Annotated in this window: 22 protein-coding genes; 8 read left to right on the top strand and 14 right to left on the bottom strand. The window is 52.6% G+C overall.

Translation table 11 applies throughout. From position 1 onward, the window contains the following. Nucleotides 1-41 precede the first annotated feature (41 nt). Nucleotides 42-500, bottom strand: coding sequence for a Fe-S cluster assembly transcriptional regulator IscR (gene iscR / locus AC2FNE_RS06820; RefSeq protein WP_170606999.1), 459 nt, complete (start codon nucleotides 498-500; stop codon nucleotides 42-44). A gap of 177 nt (nucleotides 501-677) precedes the next feature. On the opposite strand from iscR, the gene AC2FNE_RS06815 reads away from it, so the two are divergent. From AC2FNE_RS06815 to AC2FNE_RS06795, 5 genes are all read left to right on the top strand, one after another. Continuing rightward, the gene (locus AC2FNE_RS06815; RefSeq protein ID WP_170481911.1) at nucleotides 678-1,331 is read left to right on the top strand and encodes an alpha/beta hydrolase; all 654 of its coding nucleotides are present in this window, start codon (nucleotides 678-680) and stop codon (nucleotides 1,329-1,331) included. Beyond that, nucleotides 1,331-1,576, top strand: coding sequence for a hypothetical protein (locus AC2FNE_RS06810; protein ID WP_170607001.1), 246 nt, complete (start codon nucleotides 1,331-1,333; stop codon nucleotides 1,574-1,576). Before AC2FNE_RS06815 ends, AC2FNE_RS06810 begins: the two co-directional genes overlap by 1 nt. A 475-nt stretch (nucleotides 1,577-2,051) precedes the next feature. Further along, nucleotides 2,052-3,869 (top strand): translational GTPase TypA, encoded by a 1,818-nt coding sequence (gene typA / locus AC2FNE_RS06805; RefSeq protein WP_496805043.1) that lies wholly within the window; start codon nucleotides 2,052-2,054, stop codon nucleotides 3,867-3,869. A 624-nt stretch (nucleotides 3,870-4,493) separates the two neighbouring features. After that, nucleotides 4,494-5,189 carry a hypothetical protein gene (locus AC2FNE_RS06800; protein ID WP_496805021.1) on the top strand — a complete coding sequence of 232 codons (696 nt, stop codon included), beginning with the start codon at nucleotides 4,494-4,496 and terminating at the stop codon, nucleotides 5,187-5,189. An 807-nt stretch (nucleotides 5,190-5,996) separates the two neighbouring features. Continuing rightward, the gene (locus AC2FNE_RS06795) at nucleotides 5,997-6,617 is read left to right on the top strand and encodes a hypothetical protein (protein ID WP_496805020.1); all 621 of its coding nucleotides are present in this window, start codon (nucleotides 5,997-5,999) and stop codon (nucleotides 6,615-6,617) included. A gap of 129 nt (nucleotides 6,618-6,746) precedes the next feature. Here AC2FNE_RS06795 and AC2FNE_RS06790 read toward each other — a convergent pair whose 3' ends face one another. The 8 genes from AC2FNE_RS06790 to guaB form a co-directional block, all read right to left on the bottom strand. Further along, nucleotides 6,747-7,370 carry a transglutaminase-like cysteine peptidase gene (locus AC2FNE_RS06790; RefSeq protein ID WP_496805019.1) on the bottom strand — a complete coding sequence of 208 codons (624 nt, stop codon included), beginning with the start codon at nucleotides 7,368-7,370 and terminating at the stop codon, nucleotides 6,747-6,749. Nucleotides 7,371-7,724: 354 nt separating this feature from the next. After that, complete coding sequence (locus AC2FNE_RS06785; RefSeq protein ID WP_170608656.1) at nucleotides 7,725-8,012, bottom strand: DUF1330 domain-containing protein; 288 nt, start codon at nucleotides 8,010-8,012, stop codon at nucleotides 7,725-7,727. A 1-nt stretch (nucleotide 8,013) separates the two neighbouring features. Continuing rightward, complete coding sequence (alaS, locus tag AC2FNE_RS06780) at nucleotides 8,014-10,683, bottom strand: alanine--tRNA ligase (RefSeq protein ID WP_170608657.1); 2,670 nt, start codon at nucleotides 10,681-10,683, stop codon at nucleotides 8,014-8,016. Between the two features lie 139 nt (nucleotides 10,684-10,822). Then, the gene (gene recA / locus AC2FNE_RS06775; protein ID WP_170608658.1) at nucleotides 10,823-11,890 is read right to left on the bottom strand and encodes a recombinase RecA; all 1,068 of its coding nucleotides are present in this window, start codon (nucleotides 11,888-11,890) and stop codon (nucleotides 10,823-10,825) included. A gap of 32 nt (nucleotides 11,891-11,922) precedes the next feature. After that, the gene (locus AC2FNE_RS06770; protein ID WP_496805018.1) at nucleotides 11,923-12,159 is read right to left on the bottom strand and encodes a hypothetical protein; all 237 of its coding nucleotides are present in this window, start codon (nucleotides 12,157-12,159) and stop codon (nucleotides 11,923-11,925) included. Nucleotides 12,160-12,969: 810 nt separating this feature from the next. Then, on the bottom strand, nucleotides 12,970-14,235 hold the full coding sequence (locus tag AC2FNE_RS06765; protein WP_170611143.1) for a hypothetical protein: 1,266 nt from the start codon (nucleotides 14,233-14,235) through the stop codon (nucleotides 12,970-12,972). A 1,461-nt stretch (nucleotides 14,236-15,696) separates the two neighbouring features. Then, on the bottom strand, nucleotides 15,697-16,869 hold the full coding sequence (locus AC2FNE_RS06760; RefSeq protein WP_496805017.1) for an RsmB/NOP family class I SAM-dependent RNA methyltransferase: 1,173 nt from the start codon (nucleotides 16,867-16,869) through the stop codon (nucleotides 15,697-15,699). 63 nt (nucleotides 16,870-16,932) lie between these two features. Next, a complete protein-coding gene (gene guaB / locus AC2FNE_RS06755) occupies nucleotides 16,933-18,381 on the bottom strand; it encodes an IMP dehydrogenase (RefSeq protein ID WP_170608663.1) in 1,449 nt (482 codons plus the stop codon). A 218-nt stretch (nucleotides 18,382-18,599) separates the two neighbouring features. On the opposite strand from guaB, the gene AC2FNE_RS06750 reads away from it, so the two are divergent. Further along, nucleotides 18,600-20,642, top strand: coding sequence for an ASKHA domain-containing protein (locus AC2FNE_RS06750; protein WP_496805016.1), 2,043 nt, complete (start codon nucleotides 18,600-18,602; stop codon nucleotides 20,640-20,642). A 26-nt stretch (nucleotides 20,643-20,668) separates the two neighbouring features. After that, on the top strand, nucleotides 20,669-21,520 hold the full coding sequence (locus tag AC2FNE_RS06745; RefSeq protein WP_170608665.1) for a class I SAM-dependent methyltransferase: 852 nt from the start codon (nucleotides 20,669-20,671) through the stop codon (nucleotides 21,518-21,520). Nucleotides 21,521-21,618: 98 nt separating this feature from the next. Here AC2FNE_RS06745 and AC2FNE_RS06740 read toward each other — a convergent pair whose 3' ends face one another. Both AC2FNE_RS06740 and AC2FNE_RS06735 read right to left on the bottom strand, forming a co-directional pair. Beyond that, nucleotides 21,619-22,446 carry a polyphosphate kinase 2 family protein gene (locus AC2FNE_RS06740; RefSeq protein WP_170608666.1) on the bottom strand — a complete coding sequence of 276 codons (828 nt, stop codon included), beginning with the start codon at nucleotides 22,444-22,446 and terminating at the stop codon, nucleotides 21,619-21,621. Between the two features lie 101 nt (nucleotides 22,447-22,547). Continuing rightward, complete coding sequence (locus tag AC2FNE_RS06735) at nucleotides 22,548-22,922, bottom strand: VOC family protein (RefSeq protein ID WP_170608667.1); 375 nt, start codon at nucleotides 22,920-22,922, stop codon at nucleotides 22,548-22,550. Nucleotides 22,923-22,962: 40 nt separating this feature from the next. Between AC2FNE_RS06735 and AC2FNE_RS06730 the strand changes: the two genes are divergently transcribed. Next, on the top strand, nucleotides 22,963-23,499 hold the full coding sequence (locus AC2FNE_RS06730; protein ID WP_170608668.1) for a winged helix-turn-helix transcriptional regulator: 537 nt from the start codon (nucleotides 22,963-22,965) through the stop codon (nucleotides 23,497-23,499). A 69-nt stretch (nucleotides 23,500-23,568) separates the two neighbouring features. On the opposite strand, the gene AC2FNE_RS06725 is transcribed toward AC2FNE_RS06730, so the two are convergent. From AC2FNE_RS06725 to AC2FNE_RS06715, 3 genes are read right to left on the bottom strand one after another with little or no spacing between them, the layout of a single operon-like run. Next, the gene (locus AC2FNE_RS06725) at nucleotides 23,569-24,627 is read right to left on the bottom strand and encodes a methyltetrahydrofolate cobalamin methyltransferase (protein WP_496805015.1); all 1,059 of its coding nucleotides are present in this window, start codon (nucleotides 24,625-24,627) and stop codon (nucleotides 23,569-23,571) included. A gap of 9 nt (nucleotides 24,628-24,636) precedes the next feature. Continuing rightward, nucleotides 24,637-25,563, bottom strand: coding sequence for a methylenetetrahydrofolate reductase (locus AC2FNE_RS06720; RefSeq protein WP_170608670.1), 927 nt, complete (start codon nucleotides 25,561-25,563; stop codon nucleotides 24,637-24,639). 26 nt (nucleotides 25,564-25,589) lie between these two features. Beyond that, nucleotides 25,590-25,886, bottom strand: a complete 297-nt coding sequence (locus AC2FNE_RS06715) for a virulence factor (protein ID WP_170481950.1) — start codon at nucleotides 25,884-25,886, stop codon at nucleotides 25,590-25,592. Nucleotides 25,887-25,901: the final 15 nt, after the last annotated feature.

The raw sequence follows: 25,901 nt of genomic DNA, 5'->3' as shown, positions 1-25,901 counted from the left end.
TGGGCTTGAGCTTGTTTGCATAATCGCGCGTCGCTTTCTTTTCAGTCGTCCACGACTGCAAATAGGGTCGGCACTGCAGGACAAGGTGCGAGATCGTTTCTTATTACATCTGACAGCCGCGTTTGATGAAGGAAAACATAGACGTGGGCACTTAGACTTTCCCACAACCGATTCGTTAGCGATTGTGCGCGGCTGCCTGAAGAACCGCCCGAAGCGCCAGCCCCTTTGTGCATTGCATCAACTGTCTCGTCGACCGCGGCAAGTATTTCGACCACACGAATGTCTGACGCTGGACGCGCCAGGCGGTATCCACCTCCGGGGCCGCGTACCGATGCAACAAGATCTGCTCGCCGAAGTTTAACAAACAACTGCTCCAAATAAGGCAACGAGATATCCTGGCGCTCGGAAATCTCACCCAAAGTGACCAACTGATCAGACGGTTGTAAGGCGATATCGGCAAGAGCGACCATTGCATAGCGACCTTTAGTCGAAAGCTTCATATCGTACCCTCGCGGTAAGATCAGTGCGAAAACATTGACGCCGCCGCAGCCAGTGCGTATCTCCGACTGACAGCGCTATTGCGCACAGTGAAATAATTAGAACCGTTCTAAGGTGCCCACGGATTACCGTCAAGCGTATCCCGGCGCCAACGAGAAAAAGACAGGACAAAAGCCCATATGCCCGAGGTGATTTTTCCCGGACCCGAAGGCCGCCTTGAAGGCCGCTACCACCCACAGAAGGAAAAAGACGCACCGATTGCGATTGTTCTGCACCCGCACCCACAATTTGGCGGGACCATGAACAACAAGGTGGTCTACAATTTGCACTACGCCTTTTACAACATGGGCTTTACCGTACTGCGGTTCAACTTCCGTGGCGTTGGGCGAAGCCAGGGGGAATATGACCAGGGCGTAGGCGAGTTGAGCGATGCCGCCTCAGCGTTGGATTATCTTCAGTCCATGAACAACAACTCGAAACATTGCTGGGTTGCCGGCTTCTCGTTTGGTGCGTGGATTGGAATGCAGCTATTGATGCGCCGACCAGAAATTACCGGATTTATCAGTGTGTCGCCGCCTGCCAATATGTATGACTTTTCGTTTTTGGCGCCCTGCCCATCCTCGGGCTTGATAATCAATGGTTCTGCGGACCGTGTAGCCCCACCTGCCGATACTACGGCCTTGGTGAATAAACTGCACGAACAGAAAGGCATCACTATCACTCATAACGAGGTGGCGGGTGCTGACCATTTCTTTCAGGATCGCCACATGGACACTTTGATTACCGAGGTGACCGAATACGTGAAACGCAGGCTGACTGAAAATACACGCTAATGTCAGACACCATTACCACATTGGCAGCAAAATTGGCCGAAGACACCATGAAGGTAATGGATGAAACCGGCGAAGACCGTTTCTTTGTCGAGGTCGGAGAAGTTTTGGCCGCCGCGTCGCAAACTTTGGAGGAGGCCTTTTTGACGGAAATCCGTGTCCGTATGGCTGAACGCAAAGCTCGGCAGTTCGTAGTTAAACGACTGACAGAGCATAGGTCGCGACTTAAGGCGATCGCGAAGCAATAATTGCCAATATAACTGAACCGCAAAAAGGAGCTAAAAAGCTCCTTTTTTATTGTCTGCCAATATAGTGCAAAACCCGAACACGTATTTTCGATCTAAAGCTCTGGCCCGAGCAATTATTGACGAAAAACTCACCGAAAAGTCGTTAGAGTCGAGATCGCGGTGACGAATTCTACAAAACAAGCCATTCAAGAATTCAATAGATAATCATTAACGAACGACTGCGTTACAACGCTCTCTCTTTAGCTATTGGCTGTCCAACTTTCTTGGCTCAAAGAAACTACTGGACGGAAACCAGTCAATTCCTTCTTGTTTGCCTTCACTATGGGTATCGCCGGTTTCATTTCCAGTATGCCACCTACCCTGTCAATGTGACCCTTTTCGGATATCTCTGGCAATTGATCGCGGGTAAGGGCTGGAAACTTTGTCCGTGCCGCGTTATGCGCCCGTCAACTTCCCGTTCAAAGGCATACCTCTCATGGACCTGCGTAATATCGCGATCATCGCCCACGTCGACCACGGCAAAACAACTCTTGTGGACGAACTGCTCAAACAGTCCGGAGCATTCCGGGAAAATCAGGCTGTCGCTGAACGTGCAATGGACAGCAATGACCTAGAGCGCGAGCGTGGTATAACGATTTTGGCCAAAGCAACGTCAGTGGAATGGAAAGGTACGCGCATCAACATCGTTGACACCCCGGGTCACGCGGATTTCGGCGGCGAGGTCGAACGCATCCTTAGCATGGTGGACGGCGTTGTGCTCCTGGTAGACGCCGCCGAGGGGCCGATGCCGCAAACCAAGTTTGTAACGTCAAAAGCCCTCGCCCTCGGACTTCGCCCAATCGTTGTGCTGAACAAAGTCGACAAACCCGATGCCGAACCAGATCGTGCATTGGACGAATGCTTTGACTTGTTCGCAAATCTGGGCGCAGACGATGACCAGCTGGACTTTCCGGCAATGTACGCTTCGGGTAGGTCCGGTTGGGCTGATATGGACCTTGACGGACCGCGCAAGGATTTGACCGCCTTGTTTGACCTAATTGTCGACCACGTTCCAGCGCCCCAGCAAGCATCGCATAAGGACGAACCCTTTCGTATGTTGGCGACCACTCTGGGCAGTGACCCCTTTATTGGCCGAATTCTGACGGGTCGCGTAGAAAGCGGCACTCTTAAAGCTGGCGAAAGCCTTAAAGCACTTAGCCGCGATGGAACTCTGATAGAGAATTTTCGCGCTTCCAAAATTTTGGCGTTCAGGGGCCTCAGCCAGCAGGCCATCGACTTAGCTGAGGCGGGTGACATTGTAACCATTGCTGGGATGAGCAAGGCTACAGTGGCTGACTCCCTTGTTGCACCTCAGGTTGACGAGGCCCTACCCGCCCAGCCGATCGATCCCCCGACCATATCCGTCACTTTTGGCATCAATGACTCACCTCTGGCCGGGCGCGACGGCAAGAAAGTGCAATCTAGGGTAATTCGCGACAGGTTAATTAAAGAAGCTGAATCCAACGTGGCCATTCGAATAACGGATACCCCCGGCGGAGAGGCCTTCGAAGTTGCGGGCCGCGGCGAACTTCAGATGGGTGTATTGATTGAGAACATGCGCCGCGAAGGATTTGAGCTTAGCATTTCGCGCCCTCAAGTTCTGTTTCGTGAGGAAGACGGGCAGCGCTTGGAGCCGATCGAAGAAGTTACTATCGACGTTGATGACGAATATTCTGGCGCCGTGATCGAAAAAATAACTGGGGCCCGGAAAGGAGAGCTGGCCGAAATGCGACCGGCTGGTGCTGGCAAAACCCGGATTATTGCGCTGGTTCCATCACGTGGTTTGATCGGATACCACGGGGAGTTTCTGACGGACACCCGCGGAACAGGCGTTCTGAACCGCGTTTTTCACGGATGGGCACCACACAAGGGGCCTATTCCGGGGCGACGTGCCGGTGTTCTGATCTCAATGGAGAAAGGACAAGCCGTAGCTTACGCTCTTTGGAACCTAGAAGAACGTGGCAGAATGTTCGTCGGGCCGCAAACCGAGGTCTATCAAGGCATGGTGATAGGTGAGCATTCCCGGGAGAATGATCTTGAAGTAAACCCGCTTAAGGGCAAAAAACTGACCAATGTCCGGGCCAGCGGTTCAGATGATGCAGTGCGCCTGACACCGCACATCCAGTTCTCGCTGGAGGAAGCCATTGCATATATTGATGACGATGAATTGGTCGAAGTCACTCCAAATGCGGTTCGTCTGCGCAAAAGATTTTTGGATCCGCATGAACGCAAGCGCATTGCCAAATCCGCTTGAGAAGGATCGAGAAATTGTCGTCATAATTGAAACAATTTCGCAGTTGCGACATATTTACTTCCAGACTTGGGAAACCAAAAAAAAATCAGCCAAATACGACGGCGGGCTTTTCCTTTTGATTTTTATACATTTTTCAGCACCGAGCGCCTTTCTTTACCAAGTTTAATTTTAGCAAGTATTGAAAATGCGTCGCAGGATGAATGTAATTCTAATTGAAGTACAGTATTGAGTTTATGCGTACAACGTGCGGCACCGGGTTGTGGTGCGACCAGTATGGTAACGAGTTCCGAAGGAGTGACGACATGCGCGTGAAATACCGACTATTATCTTTAGTATTTGTGTCCGCAACCTTTCCTTTAATTAGTACCGGTGCGGCTCAAGCGGAAGAATGTAGCGTCAAAACGGCCCGAAAGTCCGTGTCGTCCGAGACATTGTGTGGGTGTACAGTCGTCGACCAACGAATGCTGCGTTATATTCAGCGCCGCGCAGATTTCGAAGACATCTTAGCTCGTACACTTCAGACTTGCCCTTCTTTCGCGGCCTTACTAACCGACTTACCTACAGCTTCAAGCAACGGGTTCTCTCAACGATCCGGCGACGGGCCTGCTGACGAGACAGAAGGTAATGGCAGCGGCAGCGGCAGCGGTAGTGGCAGCGGTAGCGGCAGCGGTAGCGGCAGCGGTAGTGGCAGCGGTAGCGGTAGCGGCAGCGGTAGTGGCAGCGGCAGCGGCAGCGGCAGCGGTAGTGGCAGCGGCAGCGGTAGTGGCAGCGGTAGCGGTAGCGGCAGCGGTAGTGGCAGCGGTAGCGGCAGCGGCAGCGGTAGTGGCAGCGGTAGCGGTAGCGGCAGCGGTAGTGGCAGCGGTAGTGGCAGCGGTAGCGGTAGCGGCAGCGGTAGTGGCAGCGGCAGCGGTAGTGGCAGCGGTAGCGGTAGCGGCAGCGGTAGTGGCAGCGGCAGCGGTAGTGGCAGCGGCAGCGGTAGTGGCAGCGGTAGTGGTAGTGGCAGCGGCAGCGGTAGTGGCAGCGGTAGCGGTAGCGGTAGTGGCAGCGGTAGTGGCAGCGGTAGTGGCAGCGGTAGCGGCAGCGGTAGTGGCAGCGGCAGCGGCAGTGGCAGTGGCGGCGGCAACGGCGGCGGCAACGGCGGCGGCAACGGCGGCGGCAACGGCGGCGGCAACGGCGGCGGCAACGGCGGCGGCAACGGCGGCGGCAGCGACGGTGGCAACCGTTCAGGCCAAGGCGACGGAACCAACCCTGGCGGTCAGGACAATAATGACGGGTCAAACAACCCCGGTGGAGGCAGCGGTGGCGGTCTCTAATGGATAAACGGATATTGGCTGATGTCGCGAGACACTGTGCGGCATAATCAGATCAATCAGACATACCAAGAATAATAAAACGGGCAACCCTCATAGTTGCCCGTTCTTACGACTCAATATTCCCAAAACCCAAGTGGTCCACTTCGCCAAAGTCTTCAGTTGGCTGTTTCCGAAATTGTTTAACTAATCGGCGACGTTACTTCTTTTCAGCTTCGCGCAAATAGGAAACAATGGCATAAATGTGGCAGAATTGTCGCCATCTCAAAAAAGATAAATACTTTAGGGCAAACCAAAGTACTGGAATTTTCTGTTGTTTTTCAATGTTTTTGCCTTCATTTTCTGTAGTTCTAAGACTTGGATCCACCTCTAGACGCCTTGAGAACTAGGCAACTAAGAGGTGTAAAAGCATCTCAATTATAACGCCGTTCATACTGACCTGAAGTCAATTGGTTCAGATGGCCGGAAGAGTTGAGAATGAGGTTCGAGGAGTAAACAATGCGCAATCAGTTTCGCAGATTCCCACTGTATTTAGTAGCGTCTACATTTCTGCTGACTCCCGCGAGCGGTGCTCTCGCATCTGATATATGCGATGTCAGCAAAGTGCGCAAATCCGGCGCATCATCTCAAGTACTATGTGAGTGCAACACCATAACGACTGGAGCGCTACGGTATATACAGCGTCGCGCTGATTTTGAAGAGATAGTTAAGCGGCTCGGTGCACAGTGCGCGCCCCTAGCAGGGCTTTTGACTGACTTTCCCACGGCGTCAATCGCCAGCTTTAGCCAAAGATCCGGGGACGGGCCTTCTCAAAACGGTGAAGGTTCGGGCAGCGGAGGCAGCAGCAGCGGAGGCAGCAGCAGCGGCGGCAGCAGCAGCGGAGGCAGCAGCAGCGGAGGCGGAGGCAGCGGAGGCAGCAGCAGCGGAGACAGCAGCGGCGGAGGCAGCAGCAGCGGAGGCAGCAGCAGCAGAGACAGCAGCGGCGGAGGCAGCAGCAGCGGAGGCAGCGGCAGCGGAGGCAGCAGCGGCGGAGGCAGCAGCGGCGGAGGCAGCAGCGGCGGAGGCAGCAGCAGCGGAGGCAGCAGCAGCGGAGGCAGCAGCAGCGGAGGCAGCAGCAGCGGAGGCAGCGGAGGCGGAGGCAAAGGCGATGTTGGCGGCAAGGGCGGCGGAGGCTCTGGCAACGGCGCTGGTGGCGGAGGCAAAGGCGACGGAGGCAAAGGCGACGGAGGCGACGGAGGCAAAGGCGGCGGAGGCTCTGGCAACGGCAATGGAAACAATGAGAACCCCGGCAATGGTGGGGGAAACACTGGTGGATCTGGCCCCGGAACCGGAAACGGCGGTAGCAACAACGGTCAAGGCAATGGATCTCGCAACGGTGAAGGTGGTCACGGCAAAAGTGGAAGCAACAACAGGTGAGGAATTGCCCGTACTTGGTTGACCGGGACATGCGATGTGTTAGCGGTTTTAGAATCGAGAGACCTTGAAAAAGGAAAAAGGGCGATGATAGCGTCGCCCTTTATTCAATTTATACTGTCAGAGTTGAGAACGTTCGACTTACGGTATGGGTTCAACTCCGACCGTAAATACCAATCCAACCACTTGGCTTGTCTGGGTTCTGCATCCGAAGAAACAGGTAACGCGTCGCCGTCCAAGGCTTGATCTTATTTGTTAGGTTGTCCAGAACCAAGTCACCGGTGACCGACCGATAAACAAGAACGGCATGAGGATTGCGCTGGTTATCCAAAACCGTTGCGATGAGCAATTTACTGGGATCGATACCCGCGCGGATCAAGTCGCGTTTCTTCAGAAGAGCAAAGTCTTCGCAGTCGCCGCCTCGGGATGTTGGAAGCGCCCATCTTTCCAGAGTTCGATACTGCGACTTATCCGACACCGAGCGCGTTGTTGCGTTCACCTGACGATTGACACGCTGAATAATACGCATCTCTTGTTGACTTGATAAGGACACGGAGGTCTTGGTCGAACACGCCCAATTATATTTTTGGCATAGGCGCTGTGCACCAGACGGCGGAGGTGAGATTGCAACAGCTCTTATAAAGCGACCTTCGCTCGCTTCCGAAACCGATCCGGCAACCACTGCCCCGATCCCCAAAGCGGAAACAAATATCAGTCGACCTAACGACGCGGTCAACCGCGCAGCAACGGTTCTGAATTCAGTGCTCAACGGTTTCATGCCTGTTCCTTGATCCAAATTCATCCTCGCGATTGCGGACAAAAAGGAAAGTGAATCGTCTCACCTAACTATCAGAAGACGGAGCCGCCTGCGCAATCTGAGGAGAAGTTGCAACCCAAATGAGGCGGAAATTCGATCCACATTTTGACCATTTCAAGCAAGAATTGAGAGGTTACGGCCACATTCCAAGTGTGATGGCGCAATTTCTGCGCTTAAAGTCACCATAACCATTTGAAAAAATATGGTTTAATCTAAAATAGAAAATTTTAAGCAGCGGAACATACCGCCAGGCTAATTGATTGGCAAATATCCGCCCACACAATCAGAGGTTAGCTCAGTTGTGCCGATTTGGGCCTATTCGGTAATCTCCACAACAATCAATTCACGCTCGCTGGCCCCTCGTGCATAGCTTAGCGCTTGTTGATATTCATGAGAATTGTAGCATTCCACTGCAGCCTCAACCGATGGGAATCGAGCCACGACGTTGCGCGGACGCTCTTTCCCCTCCAACTGCACATACCGTGCCGCGCGCGCAATGAACGCGCCACCATGCTTGGCAATAGCGGGCCCGGCCAGTTCGGCGTATTTGCCGTAGGCCTCGTCATCCGTTACGGTTACATGCGCAATCCAGAGTGCGGGCATCTTATCCTCCCAAAACTTGTTCTGCGGCTTGGATCGCTGCATCTGAATTCGACGCATCACGACCACCGCCCTGCGCCATGTCAGGGCGTCCTCCGCCACCCTTGCCTCCAAGTTCAGACACGGCCGCCCTCACAAGATCTACCGCAGAAATCTTGTCGGTCAGATCCGATGTAACCCCAGCCGCCACGGCAGCCTTACCGCCTGCATCCGCGATCAGCAGCACGACACCAGAGCCCAAGCGGCTTTTGTGCTCGTCAATCAATGCAGGAAGATCCTTGCCTGATACACCAGCCAAAGCTTGGGCAAGGAAAGGCACGCCATTTACATCGCGTGTTTCTGACCCACCTTGCCCCGAACTTCCGGCCATCGCCAGATCGCGGCGAAGCTGAGCAACTTCGTTCTGCAATGCCTTGCGTTCGTCCAACAGCGATTTCACCCGGCTGACAACATCATCTGGCTGCGTCTTGAGTTCAGAGGCTATCTGTCCCAACCGTTGACCCTGCGCAGACAGATGCCGGAACGCCTCATCCCCAGTAAGCGCTTCGATCCGGCGCACACCTGCGCTGCTTGCGCTGTCGCCCAGAACGACAAAGGTACCAATATCGCCGGTTTGACGCACATGGGTACCGCCACACAGTTCGATCGACCAGGTTTCTCCGTCCTGACCTTTACCTGTGGGCGCCTTACCCATCGAGACAACGCGAACTTCGTCTCCGTATTTTTCACCAAACAAGGCCTGAGCGCCCAAGTCCCGCGCATCATCAGGTGTCATGATCCGGGTCTCAACGGTCGAGTTCTGTCGAACAAAATCATTCACTTCACGCTCGACCCTTTGGATTTCCTCATGGCTTAGTGCTTTGGAATGGCTGAAATCAAACCTTAGTCGGTCGGAGGCATTCAGAGAACCACGCTGCGCCACATGATTGCCCAGCGTTTCGCGCAACGCTTCGTGCAGCAGATGCGTGGCTGAGTGGTTGGCGCGGATCGCCGTGCGCCGCGCGTGATCCACTTCAAGCTCCACTGCATCGCCCTTTGAAAGAGTGCCGCTTTTCAGCGAGACATTGTGGGCATAGACTTTGCCATCAGCGAATTTTTTTGTGTCATGAACTTGCGCGACATCATTACGCTCTTCCAAACGACGGATTTCACCTGTGTCTCCAACTTGACCGCCTGCCTCACCATAGAAAGGCGTCTGGTTCACAACGACCCAACCACTGCCGCCCTTTTCGATTTTGTCGACTAGCGCTCCATCCACGACCAGAGCAGCCACCTGCCCTTCGGCCTTTTCGGTATCGTAGCCTAGGAAGTCGGTTGCCCCGGCGCTGTCCAAAACGTCGAACCAAACGGCCTGATCTGCCGCTTCTCCTGACCCGGCCCATGCTGCACGGGCCTTGGCCTTTTGCTCAGCCATAGCAGCGTCGAACCCGTTCGTATCCACTGTCCGGCACTTTTCGCGCAGAGCATCCTGCGTCAGGTCCAGCGGAAATCCATAAGTATCGTAGAGCTTGAATGCAGCAGCACCCGGCAGCGCGGCGCCCTTGGGCAGGTTTGCAACCTCTTCATCAAGCAGTTTTAGACCGCGATCTAATGTCTGCTTGAAGCGGGTTTCCTCTAGCAGCAATGTCTCTTCTATCAGCGGTTGCGCCCGGCCCAGCTCGGAATATTGCGCGCCCATCAATTGTACCAGCGTTGGCACCAGACGGTACATAACCGGATCCTTCGCGCCTAGCAGATGCGCGTGACGCATAGCGCGACGCATAATACGGCGCAAAACGTAGCCGCGTCCGTCGTTCGACGGCATCACACCGTCGGCGATAAGGAACGAGGTCGATCGCAGGTGGTCGGCAATCACCCGGTGATGCACGTTTTGATCGCCATAAGGGTCAACACCAATTGCGTCCGCAGATGCTTCAATCAGCGTCTTGAACAAATCCGTGTCATAGTTATCGTGGCTACCCTGTAGCAGAGCACCGATCCGCTCCAAACCCATACCAGTGTCTATGGACTGCATGTCGAGTTCGACCATCGAGCCGTCTTCGAACTGTTCGTTCTGCATGAAAACAATGTTCCAGATTTCGATGAAGCGGTCGCCATCCTCTTCCGCCGAACCCGGAGGCCCGCCCCAGATGTGATCGCCGTGATCATAGAAAATCTCGGTGCATGGACCGCATGGACCCGTCGGACCCATTTGCCAGAAGTTATCGTTTGTTGCGATACGAATGATCCGATCCTCGGGGACTCCAACTTTCTTCCAGATGTCGAACGCTTCGTCATCGGTGTGGAAAACAGTCGTCAACAGACGGTTCTTGTCGATACCGAATTCCTTGGTAATCAGTTCCCAAGCAAAAGGGATCGCATCTTTCTTAAAATAATCACCAAACGAAAAATTGCCCAACATCTCAAAAAACGTATGGTGGCGCGCGGTGTAGCCCACATTGTCAAGATCGTTGTGCTTGCCTCCCGCGCGGACACACTTCTGCGCCGTGGTTGCACGCTTATAGTCGCGCATTTCCACCCCGGTAAACAGGTTCTTAAACTGAACCATCCCTGAATTCACAAACATCAGCGTTGGGTCATTGCGCGGGACCAAAGGGCTGGACGCAACCACTTCGTGCCCCTGTTTGGCGAAGTAGTTCAAAAAAGTCGAACGGATATCATTTAGCGTGGGCATAAGATTCCCTCAGCGCGCAATCGTATTTGTTGAGACGGGTTTATCCCCCTCCCTTTAGATAGTCCACAGCATAGAGGTCGCACAACGAAACAAGGCGGCCCCGAAAGGACCGCCTGGTTCGCTATGTTTTTCGAAAAGTTTAGGCTTCGAGGATATCCTCGTCCTCAGCCGCGCCGGGGGGCATGTCGAAATCCAGACCATGTGCTGCGCGAATCTTGTCTTCTATCTCAAGAGCTACGCTACCATTGTCGCGCAAGTATTGCTTGGCATTCTCACGCCCCTGTCCGATCCGTTCGTCGCCGTAGCTAAACCATGAGCCTGATTTTTCTACCACGCCGGCTTTGACGCCCAAGTCCAGCAGCTCGCCCATCTTCGAGATACCCTCGCCATACATGATATCGAATTCCACCTGCTTGAACGGCGGCGCCACCTTGTTCTTGACGACCTTGACGCGGGTCTGGTTGCCAACAACCTCATCGCGATCCTTGATTGCGCCAATACGACGGATATCCAGACGGACCGAGCTATAGAATTTCAGCGCATTACCACCAGTGGTAGTTTCCGGGCTACCGAACATAACACCGATTTTCATTCGAATCTGGTTAATGAAAATAACCATACAGTTCGAGCGGCTAATCGAGCCGGTCAGTTTGCGCATGGCCTGACTCATCAAACGGGCTTGCACGCCGACATTGCTGTCACCCATGTCGCCCTCAAGTTCGGATTTCGGAGTCAATGCCGCAACTGAGTCGACCACAACCATGTTCACTGCGCCAGAGCGCACCAGAGTATCAGTGATCTCAAGCGCCTGTTCACCGGTATCGGGCTGCGAAATCAGCAGCTCGTCCAGATCAACACCCAACTTGCGGGCATATTGTGGGTCCAGCGCATGCTCAGCATCTACGAACGCGCAGACCCCTCCGCGTTTTTGCTGCTCAGCAATACAGTGCAATGTAAGCGTTGTCTTGCCCGAGCTTTCCGGGCCGTAAATCTCAACAATCCGCCCCATTGGCAGACCGCCGATCCCAAGCGCAATGTCCAGACCAAGCGAACCGGTCGAGCTTGCTTCGATGTCTTGCTTGGCGTCCTCGCCGAGCTTCATGATCGAGCCCTTGCCGAATTGCCGTTCGATCTGCGCCAACGCGCTGTCGAGCGCCTTTTGCTTGTCTGCGTTTTTCTTGTCGCTCATTGTCAGAAGATCCGCCATTGTCCTGTCGCCTTCCCTTTTTGTCACACCCTTCAACGGGCGGCAATCACTGCTTTGTTCACCTCTTGTTCCTTATGGGGGTAAAAAGAGAACATATCAACTGAAATCTTTGTTGCCCACTCTTCAGAAAAATGCTGGAATGCTTTTTGCATAGCTCCTGCACCGTGGCTTATTTTAAGAATATCAATAAAACATTGACTTACTTCACTCTCACGGCTTTTGTAGATTACAAGCTCACTCAAACGCTCGCCCTTAACTTTTCCAGACATCGAGCCTAAACATCCGGTCAAGAATACCACCGTCTCTTGTCGTTTGATTTAGGAGTTGCCGCCGAAAGAACTCCCCCCCTAGTTTTCGGACCCATTGTTTCACGGCCGGAGCAAGACTTCTGCGACGAGAACAGCTGCCGACAGAAAGACCTTTGTGATCCTTCATGGCTGTTAGAGATCCGCGCCACCAATCCTTGAGACGCTCCAACGTGATCTCGATACTATCGCGCCGACTGGAACGCTGTTTGTTGTACTTACACTTTTGCCGCTTAAGTCCTGTCTTGGGGTACAGGGTTTCATTTTTTTGATAAAACCATTGTGAAACAAGTACGCACCATATTCCTTACGTACCGGTAGCCATTAGGCTGATGGAAGATCGCTAATCAATACTCTGATGCCTGTGGACACGCTGATCTGACCAAAAATCATGAATAACCAAATAGAACTTTCTGCACATTTTCTTATCGCAGCGTTCATTCCACCTTTGTTTCTCCGTATCAGTCAGTCGCTCCCTCTTCTTTTACCGACAATCTGAAGGTCGTGCGTTCGCCAAGATGTATCCCGCAGTATGTCAAATACTTTCTGATGTCCTACAAAATTGAGAGTCCAACTGGCATTCTCGATCACTGATCCGGTTCGACCAGCAACACGACAGAAACACTGTCGAATTCCGATCAATTGTCGATCCAGCATAAACGTCGTACATATTCACGCTTTAAAGGAGACCAAGAAATTAGATCAAGTGAAATATATCACCACCCGACAACTGCGTGAACATATTTTTAACCTTGTTCCAAATTTAGCAAGTAACTAAATCCGGGTGCGGACGTCACTTCGATTTTTCTGCTCGGGTATCCATTTCGTTTGCCCCAATATACCACGCTTCAATTGTGCAATTAGCCCGCGATCATTAATAAAACGCTGGTAGGCCCGGTACGACGGGGCTTTGGAAAGGCACATTTCTTCGTGTCGCGCACGAAAATAGTAGATAGCATTTACACCAAATAAAGCAGTGCAATTGGCCACCCCAGTCCAGAAATCAACAGCGATGAAAGGGATGGATATCAACCACCAAGTTATGTTTTTGCTTATGTAAGCCGGGTGCTTGCTTATGTTGTAAGGGAAATCGCAGGCAAGACCCCTATATGTTAAATTGGAAAACCTTAGCCCCATCCTAGCAGAGGTTAGGCTATAAATACCCAAAAAAAGTAGAATTGTACTACCCCACATAAAATATAGGACGGGATAGTCCCAAAGCCATTGACCCCAAGCAAAGCCGCTTTCGAAATAATTAAAGTAGTTGCGCGACAAAAGCTGCCAGAATGGCGCATAGCAAATTATGCAGACCAGCCAACCACTTACTTTAGTTTCGGTCCACCGAATCTGGGAAGTCAACAGGCGTGTTGCTGTAGCGTAGCCTATGACTACTATTGTGAGGTCAAGAAAAAAAGAAAACCTAAACAGGTATTCGTAGACATCATAAAAATCATCAGAACTCCATAACGAACGAGTTTGAAAATAAGACCAATCGTAAACCAAATAACAAAACATCAGCGGTAAAAAATATCCCTTTATTCCAAGTCCAAGAAAATGAACCTTCAACTCAGGCGCTCGCGTTGATAAGCGACCGAGGGTTAAGACGGCTCGCCCCAAATGCCACAAACCGTCTCGAGGATTGCGCATCGAAAAATGAACAAATGTAACAGTGACTAAAATAACAAACAATATGAGACCCCAGTAATCACTCAGCAAAGAAAAAAATGGTGAATACCAGTCATCCCTGTAGATATCAGCTGAATAATAAAACACTGCCAACATAGCAAAACTAGCGGCAAGCCCGAGTAACTTGATCCCAAAATCACATACGTATTTACCATCAAAAAAATTTTGAGGTCGATAAACTAATCCACTTCCTGGTTTCCGATAGACCTTTGAGTAAAAAACTTCAGAAACTACAAGTAACGAAAAAACGGATAAAGCGAAAAGCACTGTTTGATCGCGGTCTGAAACGCCTTGCAAGTCAGGCCACAGGAAGTGGATAACCGGAATGGCGATAATCGCTATAACTCCAGTCAAGCTAGGGATCGCGGAAACAGGCCGTCGAAATCTTTGGCGAGATATCGTAGTTTTTTCTCTGCTCATAAGATTAGATAAACGCGACCTGACGCTTAGTTCAATATGCGGTCAGCCTAGGTTACAAATCATTATGTGTGAGTGTGTCCAGATGACTTCAGTAGTGTTTCGTTGTTTGATTGCGTCTTGTTTCTTTGTTTCACAGTAGGAAAAATAACCAACCAGAAACTGGTTTTAGCGCAGAGTCTCGGCCAAAAAAATTGGGGGCCGACCTCTAAATTTAGCATCTGTTTTAAGCGTTTTTTTAGCATACGGCCGCAGCTTAGACAGAGAAGCGCGTGACACGAGAGTTGCGATATTTGACCATGGGTAACGTGATACGGTAGTTCCAATGCAACTGCCTGTGAGCGCGCCAGCCAATTGGAAATTGGTGCGTTAAACTCTTCATGATCTCGTCGACCTTGGTCTATCCGGCATCAAAGTTTTCGATCAGTTTCATGGCCAACCGGTTGGCTTCCAGGATGCGGCCGTCCGGAGCAAGACGCATGATGGGCACTGGAAGATCCGCAAATGATACCTCACTACTGCTTTGTCCTGCCTGCTCAATCGGCAACTACAACAAGTCACGAGCGGTTCCCGAACGACTAAATTCGCGCACGGCGGCAGGAACGGCACCGTTTTCCGTTTGAACCTGCACGATAATATTCTTTGCGCTCGACTCGCTATTGAACGCCTGATGCAGAATATCAGGCTATCGCCCCAACAAACGCGCCGCTGCATCGTTTACCCTCAAAAGGGTTCCGTTTCGCCCTTCGGTTAAAACCGGAACGCTGACCTCTTTCCATTCCCTCGGAGCATCCAAATGAAATCGCCAACAGAACCGACCGCTGCCGACATCGAAGACCGAGATTGGCACCGGGGCACCATGTCTTCTCGCGCTTTGCCGTAAGTCTCAGCCCCGGACTGCAATCGCAGGAGGGTTTGCAAACATAGGTTTCATAAATTGCTCTGACCTAGTGCCCGGAAAGGCTTGAACCCGTGCACGCGCTTCGGCATTGACCGTCAAAATATCGCCTTAAGCGTTGGCGATAACGCAGGTAATCAACTCCTGCTCAGCAAAAACCGCAATAGAATTCACCTCCTACTGCGCCATGCAGTCCGCTATTGCACCACGTAAAACAACCAAAGTACGCAGCCGTCAGTAAAGAAACCACTACCACAACGAAACTTGAGTGCCAGACCTTGGGAACCAGGTCCAAAACGAGCGAAAGACTCAGCATCGCGCCGATTAACACTTATGTGGCGAGCCACAGACCTAAGGGGCTTTTTGAAAAGACGGATCAGAAAAAACTTTCGTGGCTAAAGTCATAAACAACTCAAGTCGTTGGGCTTTTTGTTGTCGGCCCAAACCCGGTTAACATTCGCTTAAGAGAAACGGAGAGTTCTCCTGAATGTTGTTACGTACTAGGGGATTAACGGTTTATTTAAGTGCGCGCAAAAGAACCCGTCGGTCCGTTTGGATACCATCCACTGCTTACGCCAGTCAGACTGCCAACCCGGGTGATTGTTCAAAAAACCCTCCACCACTGAATCGTTTTCAGCCGACAAAATCGAGCAGGTAACATAGGCCAACAATCCGCCAGGTGAAACAAGCGGTGCTGTTGAACCAAGGATTTTCATCTGAGCACTAACAAGCTTTGAAAGGCGGTCTGGAGTTAGCGCCCACTTACCTGCGGGCGCTCTGCGCCAGGATCCGCTACCGGAACACGGTGCATCGATAAGAATGATGTCAAATCCGGGGTGCGCGAACACTTCTTCAGTAGATAAAATCTTAATCTCAGCCCCTGCGCGTTGGGCGCGTGCTGGTAGATCATGCATTCTGGCTGGGTTCGCATCATGCGCAAAAATTTTTACAGAATTGGAAAGTGCTGCAATGGCCAAAGCCTTTCCGCCGCCTCCGGCACAATAGTCAATAATCCGCATACCCGGACGCAAAGGCAGCGCAGCAACAACAGCTTGACTGGCAGCATCTTGTAACTCCACCAATCCAGATAAATAAGCGTGGCTTTGGGCGACCTTGCGGGCACCTTCTTTTACTTCAAGGGCCGTCTCACAAGCTGGGTGAACCTCTGAGCTGATCCCCTCCCGCATAAGTTCTTGGGCAGCTTGCTGGCGATTAACCTTTTGCAAATTTACACGTAAATGTAATGGCGCACGACTTTGAAGCGCGGTCGCCGCCGCCTGCGCCTCGTCACCAAGCGAACGTTGAAACTCTGGCCACAGCCATTCTGGGATATCAAACCTTTCTGACTCGGTCACAAAGTCCCGGCCAACTTCGCTTTCCTCAAGCGGATCGGGCGCATGCCGATCACCTGTGAACAACTCATTAGGATCAGCTCCCAAGGACCTTATTGCGCCGATCATTAGGCCGCGCCCGTTTTCTGAGCCTCCACGCGCTGCGAATGACCGGCGGCACCGAAGCGCGTCAAACACATGATCGCGGACTGCCGCGCGATCCTTCGAGCCAGCAAATCGACTTCTTCGAGCCCACCCGGTCAAAGCCTTTTCGGCGGGCGATCCATCAAGAATATCATCCAATATTTCTATTGCTGCCTGAACTCGGGCGGAGGGCGTCATGTTAGTTTCGATTCCTCCGCCTAAGCGACTTCATTAGGCAACAGCGCGTGCGCCGCACTAATTTTACATAATCCGGTAATTGGGACTCTCCCGAGTGATTTGCACGTCATGCACATGGCTTTCCTTCAGGCCTGCACCCGTGATTTTGACAAAATTGCAATCACGCCGCATCTCATCAATCGTGGCGCAACCTGTGTAGCCCATGGCAGCGCGCAATCCACCCACGAGCTGATGCACAACCGCGCTAGCGGATCCTTTGTAAGGCACCTGCCCTTCGATCCCTTCGGGCACTAACTTGTCGCTGGCGGCATCCTTTTGGAAATAGCGGTCCGCTGAACCACGCGCCATCGCGCCAAGGCTTCCCATCCCACGATAGGATTTGAATGAGCGACCTTGATATAAGATCACTTCACCGGGGCTTTCATCCGTTCCTGCGATCATCGAACCGACCATCGCACATGATGCGCCAGCGGCGATGGCTTTCGCGAAGTCGCCAGAAAACTTTATGCCGCCGTCTGCAATTACCGGAACATCGCCAGCCGCCGCTGCACAATCCATTATTGCCGTCAATTGCGGAACCCCCACCCCGGCAACCATTCGGGTGGTACAAATCGAACCAGGACCAATACCAACTTTGATGGCATCCGCGCCGGCGTCAATCAAAGCGCGCGTTGCCTCTTGGGTCGCCACGTTGCCCGCGATAATCTGGACCTCGTTCGACAAAGTCTTTACCCGCTTCACGGCATCAATAACGCCCTGAGAATGGCCATGAGCGGTGTCCACAACGATGATATCGACGCCCGAGTCCACAAGCATTTCAGAACGTTCAAAACCGGCGTCGCCGACAGAAGTGGCGGCAGCAACCCGAAGCCGGCCCAGTTGATCCTTGCACGCGGTCGGGTTTAGAACGGCTTGTTCGGTGTCCTTCAAGGTCAACAGACCAGTAAGTTTTCCTTGACCGTCTACAACCAACAGCTTTTCGATCCGACGTGCTCGCATCAGGCTTTTGGCCTCTTCAAGATCAGCAGGTTCCTGAAGCATTGCCAAATTGTCAAAGGTCATCATCGCCTTGATCGGAGTGTCGTCTGAAGTGGCAAAACGCATATCTCGATTTGTGACAATACCGACTACGCGCCCATTATCATCTGTCACAGGAAAACCAGTAAAGTTGTACCGCTCGACCAGAGCCTTGGCATCAGCCAAGGTTTGATCGGCACGTAGAGTCACGGGGTTATAAACTATACCCGACTCGAAACGCTTGACGCGCCGCACTTCGCGGGACTGCTCTTCCGCTGAAAGGTTCTTATGAACAACACCGATGCCGCCAGCCTGCGCCATCGCAATGGCCATGCGGGCTTCGGTCACTGTGTCCATCGCTGAACTCAGCAAAGGGATATTCATCGAGATTTCGCGCGTTACACGCGTAGTCGTATCCGCCGTCGCCGGCAGCACAGAAGATGCGCCCGGAACTAAAAGAACGTCGTCAAAGGTGAGTGCCTCACGAATCTGCATCTGTTAACCCCATGCAAAAGCCCGTTTGGCGGTGACCCTATGGCATGGATTGTGTCGAAGGAAAAGCCCCTGATGCTATGTTGTTGACCCCGTCCAGCTAATGCCGAGGCAGAAAACGACGCAAGCCGCGCAAATCGTGCCGCTGACAGCCCTTTCCCTTTGTGGTTAAAACCATATTTTGCGCGAGACTCGCGCGAATTTGAAAAAGGCAGGCCTGAATGACTACCGATCCACTTGTCGTCTTTACCCCGTCGGGCAAACGCGGACATTTTCCTGTCGGCACGCCGATCCTAACTGCGGCCCGCCAACTTGGGGTGGATTTGGACTCGGTTTGCGGTGGGCGGGGCATTTGCTCAAAATGCCAAATCACGCCGAGCTATGGCGAATTTCCTAAGCATGGCGTGACCGTATCCCAAGACGCTTTGAGTGATTGGAATGCAGTCGAACAACGTTACGATGACAAGCGCGGGTTGAAACCGGGGCGGCGTCTGGGTTGTCAGGCCTCTGTGCAGGGTGATGTCGTGATCGACGTTCCCCCTGAAAGTCAGGTCCATCGTCAGGTGGTTCGCAAAGCTGCCGCCGCACGTGCAATCACAATGGACCCAGCCACGCGATTGTATTTCGTTGTGGTGGAAGAACCGGACATGCACTCGCCTACAGGCGATCTGGAAAGGTTAGAGCGCGCGCTTCGCGAACAATGGCACATCGACGCAGTTACTGCCGACGTGTCACTGCTTTCCAAATTGCAACCGGTATTACGAAAGGGAAAATGGGAGGTCACAGTCGCCGTTCATAAAGATCACAAAGGCTCTGTGGCGCGTATTTTGGAAATTTGGCCCGGGCTACACGAAAACGGCCTTTTCGGGCTGGCCATCGACCTCGGCTCAACGACCATCGCTGCACACCTGACCGATCTTGAAACAGGCGAAGTCAAAGCTTCATCAGGTCTCATGAACCCACAGATCCGCTTTGGCGAAGACCTGATGAGCCGCGTATCTTATGCCATGATGAATCCCGGCGGTGACAAGGAAATGACACGCGCGGTACGGGACGCAATTAATGATCTGACTACATCAATCGCTGATGAAGCTGGAATAGATGCAACATTGATTGTCGAAACGGTGTTTGTCTGCAACCCGGTCATGCATCATCTGCTGCTTGGTCTGGACCCGGTAGAGCTTGGTCAGGCTCCATTTGCGCTTGCCACTTCAGAAAGCATGTCCTTACCCGCGCAGGAAATGGACCTGATCAACATGAATCCGCGTGCTCAGGTTTATATCCTCCCGTGTATCGCTGGACACGTTGGCGCCGACTGCGCCGCTGTGGCCTTATCCGAAGAACCGGGAAAATCCAGTGATCTTGTTTTGATCGTCGACGTCGGCACAAATGCCGAAATTCTTTTGGGTAATACCAGCCGTGTTCTAGCCTGTTCTTCACCCACCGGACCCGCCTTTGAAGGGGCGCAAATCAGCTCTGGTCAGCGGGCCGCGCCAGGAGCCATCGAACGGATTGAGATTGATCCGACAACAAAGGAACCGAGATTTCGGGTCATCGGCTCAGAAAAGTGGTCGGACGAGGAAGGTTTCGAACTTGATATCGCCACCACCGGAATCACCGGCATCTGCGGGTCAGGAATAATTGAAGCGGTTGCAGAGATGCGTATCGCCGGGCTTTTGGACGAAAGCGGGTTGATTGGTTCAGCGGCGCAAACCGGTACGGAAAGATGCGTTCCCGAAGGCCGCACTCACTCCTACCTGATTCACGACGCCAGCGCCGAAGGTGGCCCTAAGATTACAGTGACCCAAGGCGATATTCGAGCCATCCAGCTGGCAAAATCCGCGCTTTATGCCGGTGCGCGTTTGCTCATGGACGAAATGGAGGTCGATCAGGTGGACCGTGTAGTTCTGGCTGGCGCTTTTGGTGCGCACATATCAACCAAACACGCGATGGTACTGGGTATGATACCAGACGCACCTTTGGAAAAGGTCACAAGTGCGGGAAACGCAGCTGGCACTGGGGCGCGGATTGCACTGTGCAACATAGGCTCAAGGGCCGAGATCGAACAGGTCGTACGCGAAATCACCAAGGTCGAAACAGCGATCGAACCGAAGTTTCAAGACCACTTTGTTGCTGCAAATGCAATACCGCATAAGACCGACCCATTTCCGGAACTTGCCCAAGTTGTTTCCCTGCCTTCTCCGTCATTTAATACCGGCTCGGATGAGGAAAAGTCTGGCCGCCGGAGGCGCAGGAGGTCATAGTCCACTCACCCAGTGAGGGGAACGATATGCAAATCGCAAACGACGACCAAGCCGAGTTTTGGGGAAAGTCTGACATGGGATCCAGATGGTTGACCTTCGAGGATCAACTGGATCACCTTTTGGCTCCGGTATTGGCACTGGTTCTTGACGAAGCCAACCTGTCGGATGGAATGAAAGTCTTGGACATTGGTTGCGGTACTGGGGCAAGCTCGCTTGCTGCTGCAAACCTAATCGGGCCCTCCGGCGAGGTGCAAGGTTTGGATATCTCCGAACAATTTCTTGAAAGGGCGCGGTCACGGGCAGAACAGATGCCCAACGTCTCATTTAAAGTAGCTGATGCACAGGTTGCTGATCTGTCCGAACTGAATTGTGACGCACTAATCTCCCGCTTTGGGGTAATGTTTTTCTCGGATCCCGTGGCAGCGTTTGCTAACATGGCACAAGGATTGAAACCCGGCGCACGGATAACCTTCGCCGCGTGGGGTAGCCTTTCAGAAAACCCGTGGTTCAAGATACCTCATGTGGCCGCAGTAAAACACCTTGGCCAACCACCCAAAGTCGATCGCAACGCGCCGGGCCCTCTTGCTTTTCATGACAGGGAGCGTGTTGCGAATTTGATGGCCCAAGCAGGATTAACCGACATTCAGGTCCGACCTGTTCCCCTGACTCTAACTGGACCAGATGACTTAAACGAAGCGGCAAAGCTTTGCACACGTGTGGGTCCTGCAGCCCGCGTGATCGCGCATTTCGAGGGCACGGACGACGACGTTAAAATCATACAGAGCAGCGTGGCAAACGCTTTTGCGAGCTATCATTCTGCAAATGGAACACGCGTTCCTGCTGTCATCAACTTGCTTCAGGCCCGACGCGCAGAATAACTGGTGGGTTCGCGTCAGCGGACGCGATGCCTTTTGCCAATCGCAAAGGTTAGACTTCACTTGCAACAGAGTCTGACAAGGCTTCACTGCCTTGAGGCCTATTCGGTCCGTGCACGAAGGCTATCAATTAAATCCTGTTCACCATCCAATGCATGCCCCGCAGCATCGAGCGTTTTGTGGTCCAAAACCTGAGGGCTGAGGTCAACTCCTTCGGAAAACCTTGCTACAATAGCCTTCATGGCTTCGATCCTGGCATACCGTTTGTTATTCCCCGCAATAACTTGCCAAGGAGCAAAGTCCGTCGAGGTTCGCGCCAACATTTCATCCACCGCTGTTTCAGTTTCCGCCCATTTTTCTCGGTTTCGGAAATCCTCGTACGTTAGCTTCCAACGCTTAAGAGGGTTACGCAATCGCTCTGTAAAACGATCCATCTGCTCATCAGCAGAGATATGAAAAAACAACTTCACAATGCGCGTATCGTCAGCAACCAACATGCGCTCGAAATCGTTGATTTCTCGATAGGCATCGCGCCATCTATGTTCAGGTGTCAGCCTCTCTATCCGTTCCACCAAAACGCGGCCGTACCAACTGCGGTCAAATGCAGAAATTGCTCCCTGAGGGGGTAATCGCTCCCAAAACCGTAACAAATAGTGGCGATTCAAGTAATAATTTCGTGGGGCCCCGATTGGCCAGACCTTAAAGCTGCGAGGGTCAAGGGCCTGACTGATCCGCCGGATCGCTCCACCTTTTCCTGCTGCATCCCAGCCTTCCAATACGATCACACCTTTTAGACCATGAAACAAAAAGGCTTGCTGAATTCGCGCCAGCACCGCTTGCAAGTCGATCAGTTGTTCGAAATATTCTTTTTTTCCCAGTCTTTTAGAAAGGTCCGCATCCGACAATCTCGGAGGGCGTGTTTTTTGCATGACAGCCACCGTTTTTTTCGCCGCGCGTTGTTTTAGTGTCCCCTGATTGATCGAGCTTGGCAATAATCGGGGGCGGAACTGCGACAATTTGGGCGAGGCTATCAGCCTTGACTTAGGTCTTGCGCCAGCATCAACGCATTTTCATCGGGATCATAGAAAGTTGCAGTGCTGACCATGCCCTCAATAGTTTCTGTTGCACCATCAAACCGCACGCCTTCTGACTCAAGTGCTCTGCGCGCCGTCGCAATGTCAGCCACGCCAAAGACAGGAACGGAATTACCCGGCGAAGGCACAGACTGTTCCCCCAGCCCCAAGGTTACGCCCGGAGTCTTTGTCTGCATCTCGCTCCAGCCGACTTCATCAATGTGATGGATCAATTCAAATCCAAGTTTAGAGCTATACCATTCCGCGCTCAGGTGTCGGTCACGTACGGAAATCGCGAGCGTTATTGTATTTTCAAGAGAAATAAGCGCCATAGAACTTTCCTTTGTGCTAAAAATAAAGTTACTATACTTTATGGACATAAAAACGCTTGTCAACCTGACTTCCCGAGCCTGGTCACTGAACATTCTGGCTCTTCTGCATTCTGGTGTTCCCGGTCGTCAGGCGCCTTTATTGGAGGCTACGCCAGCTAGCAGAACATCATTTTCAGCGAGCCTTGATCACCTTGTTCAACTCAAACTGATTGAGAGAAACCCCGGTCACGGCCACCCATTGCGGCCCGAATTCCGCCTAACCCCAGCTGGAAGAGAAGCTGCAATTGTAGCTCACAGAATTATGGCTGCGGTTCCGGATGACAAAGAGCTCGCATTGCTTCGGCGCAACTGGACAGTACCAATATTAGCCCTTGTCAAAAAACCTAAACGCTTTTCGATTCTGAAGTCGGATTTAGCACCTATTACTGACCGGGCACTTTCAAACTCTCTACATCAGCTGGAAGATCGAAATTGGGTCAAGCGCGAGATTGAATTGTCAGCACGAGCGCCCTTCCCCACTTATTGCGCTGCAAACAAAGGTGCCGATATCAATCACGCCATAGCCCTGAGAGGATAAATTACGGAACCGAAAACTTGCAGAACAGAAAAAGGCCGGGACTAAGCCCGGCCTTTTCGGTCTCAAATTTCATCCGGCACGTCGTCGACGGCCACCTCCACGGCGTCCTCCGCCTGCCGCTCCTGCTTCGTCAGGAGATTTGTTGAACCTGATCCACTCGCCACCGTGAGGGTCATTGTTGGTCAGTAGATTGGCTGCGCGGATTGCTTCCATCTCTTTTCCCGCACGGGGCATGGTCGATCCCAGACCAAACAGCTGGCAGAAAGTTTCGTCGTCCATATCAGGTGGCAAAATCACACCTTTGGCTTCGACCTCGGCCTTCTTCTCGGCCAGCTTCTTCGGGCCAACAGGCAGTGCAACCGGATTCATAATCGCGGACGTCATGCCAGCTCCCATCGCCATTGGCAGGAATGCATTGTTAATGCCATGGCGGTTGGGCAATCCAAATGAAATGTTGGATGCACCACAAGTGGTGTTCACACCCAGTTCTTCACGCAAACGTCGAACCAATGCAAAAACTTGCAGACCTGCCGTAGCCATTGCACCAATAGGCATAACAAGCGGGTCAACAACGATGTCATGCGCAGGAATTCCAAAGTCGGCAGCGCGTTCAACAATTTTCTTGGCTACATCAAAGCGCACGTTCGGGTCTTCGGATATTCCGGTGTCGTCGTTTGATATTGCTACAACAGGAACGTTGTATTTTTTTACCAGCGGAAGAACCAATTCAAGGCGCTCTTCTTCACCAGTAACTGAGTTCAAGAGTGGGCGGCCCTCAGCTGCCTCAAGGCCAGCTTCCAACGCGCCCGGCACCGAGCTGTCGATGCAGAGCGGAACCTCAACCAAACCCTGCACCAGCTCGACGATCTTGCGCATCAGCGGTGGCTCGGTTTCGTTCGGGTTGGGGTTCGAATTATAAACAACGCCCGCGTTGATATCCAGCACGGTCGCGCCTGCCGCCACCTGAGCCAGCGCGTCTTTCTCAACTGTCGAGAAATCGCCCGCTTCCAGTTCGGCAGCCAATTTCTTTCGGCCAGTTGGGTTGATGCGTTCACCTATGACGCAGAAAGGTTCGTCAAAGCCGATAATGGCTGTTTTTGTCTTAGATTCGACGACTGTACGGGTCATGTCTGGTCCTTAGGAGTTCACGGGCTTCGCAGAAGCGCCGCCATTTTCGATTGCCCAGTTGGCATTTGTCTTGATTCCGCCAAGTGGGAAGAAGTGCACGTTGGTAACGTTAAAGTCTGGATTTGCCGCTTTGTGATTGGCCAACTCAGTCAACACTTCAGTCGGCTCGTAAGGCAGCAACAGTTTGGACACGTCCATAGCGCGTTTTTGCAGGACCTTCAGCGATGGTCCAACTCCGCAGGCAATAGCGAATTTGATAAGCGTCTGCAGCTTGGCTGGGCCCGCGATACCGATGTGGATAGGCAAATCAATGCCCGCCGCCTTAAGGCCCTCTGCCCACTCAATGATTGGCTTGGCATCAAAAGCAAATTGGGTGGCCAGTGCCATTTCTGCGTCCGTCGTTTCGCTGAACTTTTGCTTCCAACGCAACGCGTCGTTCACGTTTGTTGTTGAACCGTCAGGATCAATATCCTTATTGCCTTCTGGGTGACCAGCAACGTGCAAACGCTTGAACCCAGCTTTGTCAAACAAGCCGGTTTCCAGCAACTGCATGGAACTGTCAAAATCGCCGTGCGGCTTGGCAACACCGCCAGCCAACAACAGCGCCTGATCTACGCCCGCTTCGCCCTGGTACATGGATATCCAGTTTTCCAGCGTAGCCGCATCTTTGATGATCCGCGCGGGAAAATGCGGCATCACTGGATACCCTTCGTCGGCGATACGCTTGGCTGTTTTGACCATATCCTCAATCGGGGTACCTTCGATGTGGGCTATATAGACACGGGTCCCGATGGGCAGCAAAGCGCGAAAATCCTCCACCTTTTCAGCAGTACGCGGCATCACTTCAATCGAATAGCCTTGCAAAAAGGCTTCGACGGTCGGGTTCACTGGGGCTTTTTCGGCCACATCACGTTTCTTGAAGTTCAGCAAAGCCATTGCGGCCTCCCATAGCTGTTTCGGGCTCATGCCCAACCGTCATTGGCGATCAGTAACTTGATACGGTCCTGATCATACTCTGTTTCCAAACGCACGGCTTCTGCCTCAGCAATTTCTGACGGGTCGCCTTCGACCTCGAAAGGCTCGGCCTTGCGCCACTCAGCTAGGTAGGCATCGCTGTCCTTGGCGTTCACCTTCATGGCCGCGCGATCGATCGCCTGCTCAAACCGCTCCTCTAACTGCCGCTTGGCGCCTCGTCGACCTTTGCCAACGATGACCTGAGCGGGAATGTCGCGCCAAAAAACAATGGTGACGTCAGGCATTGCCTTTGATTCCTC

It is taken from the genome of Ruegeria sp. YKSD179 (assembly GCF_059612885.1).
Note: the sequence above shows the minus strand (reverse complement) of the source record. Positions and strands in the feature narration are given on the sequence as shown.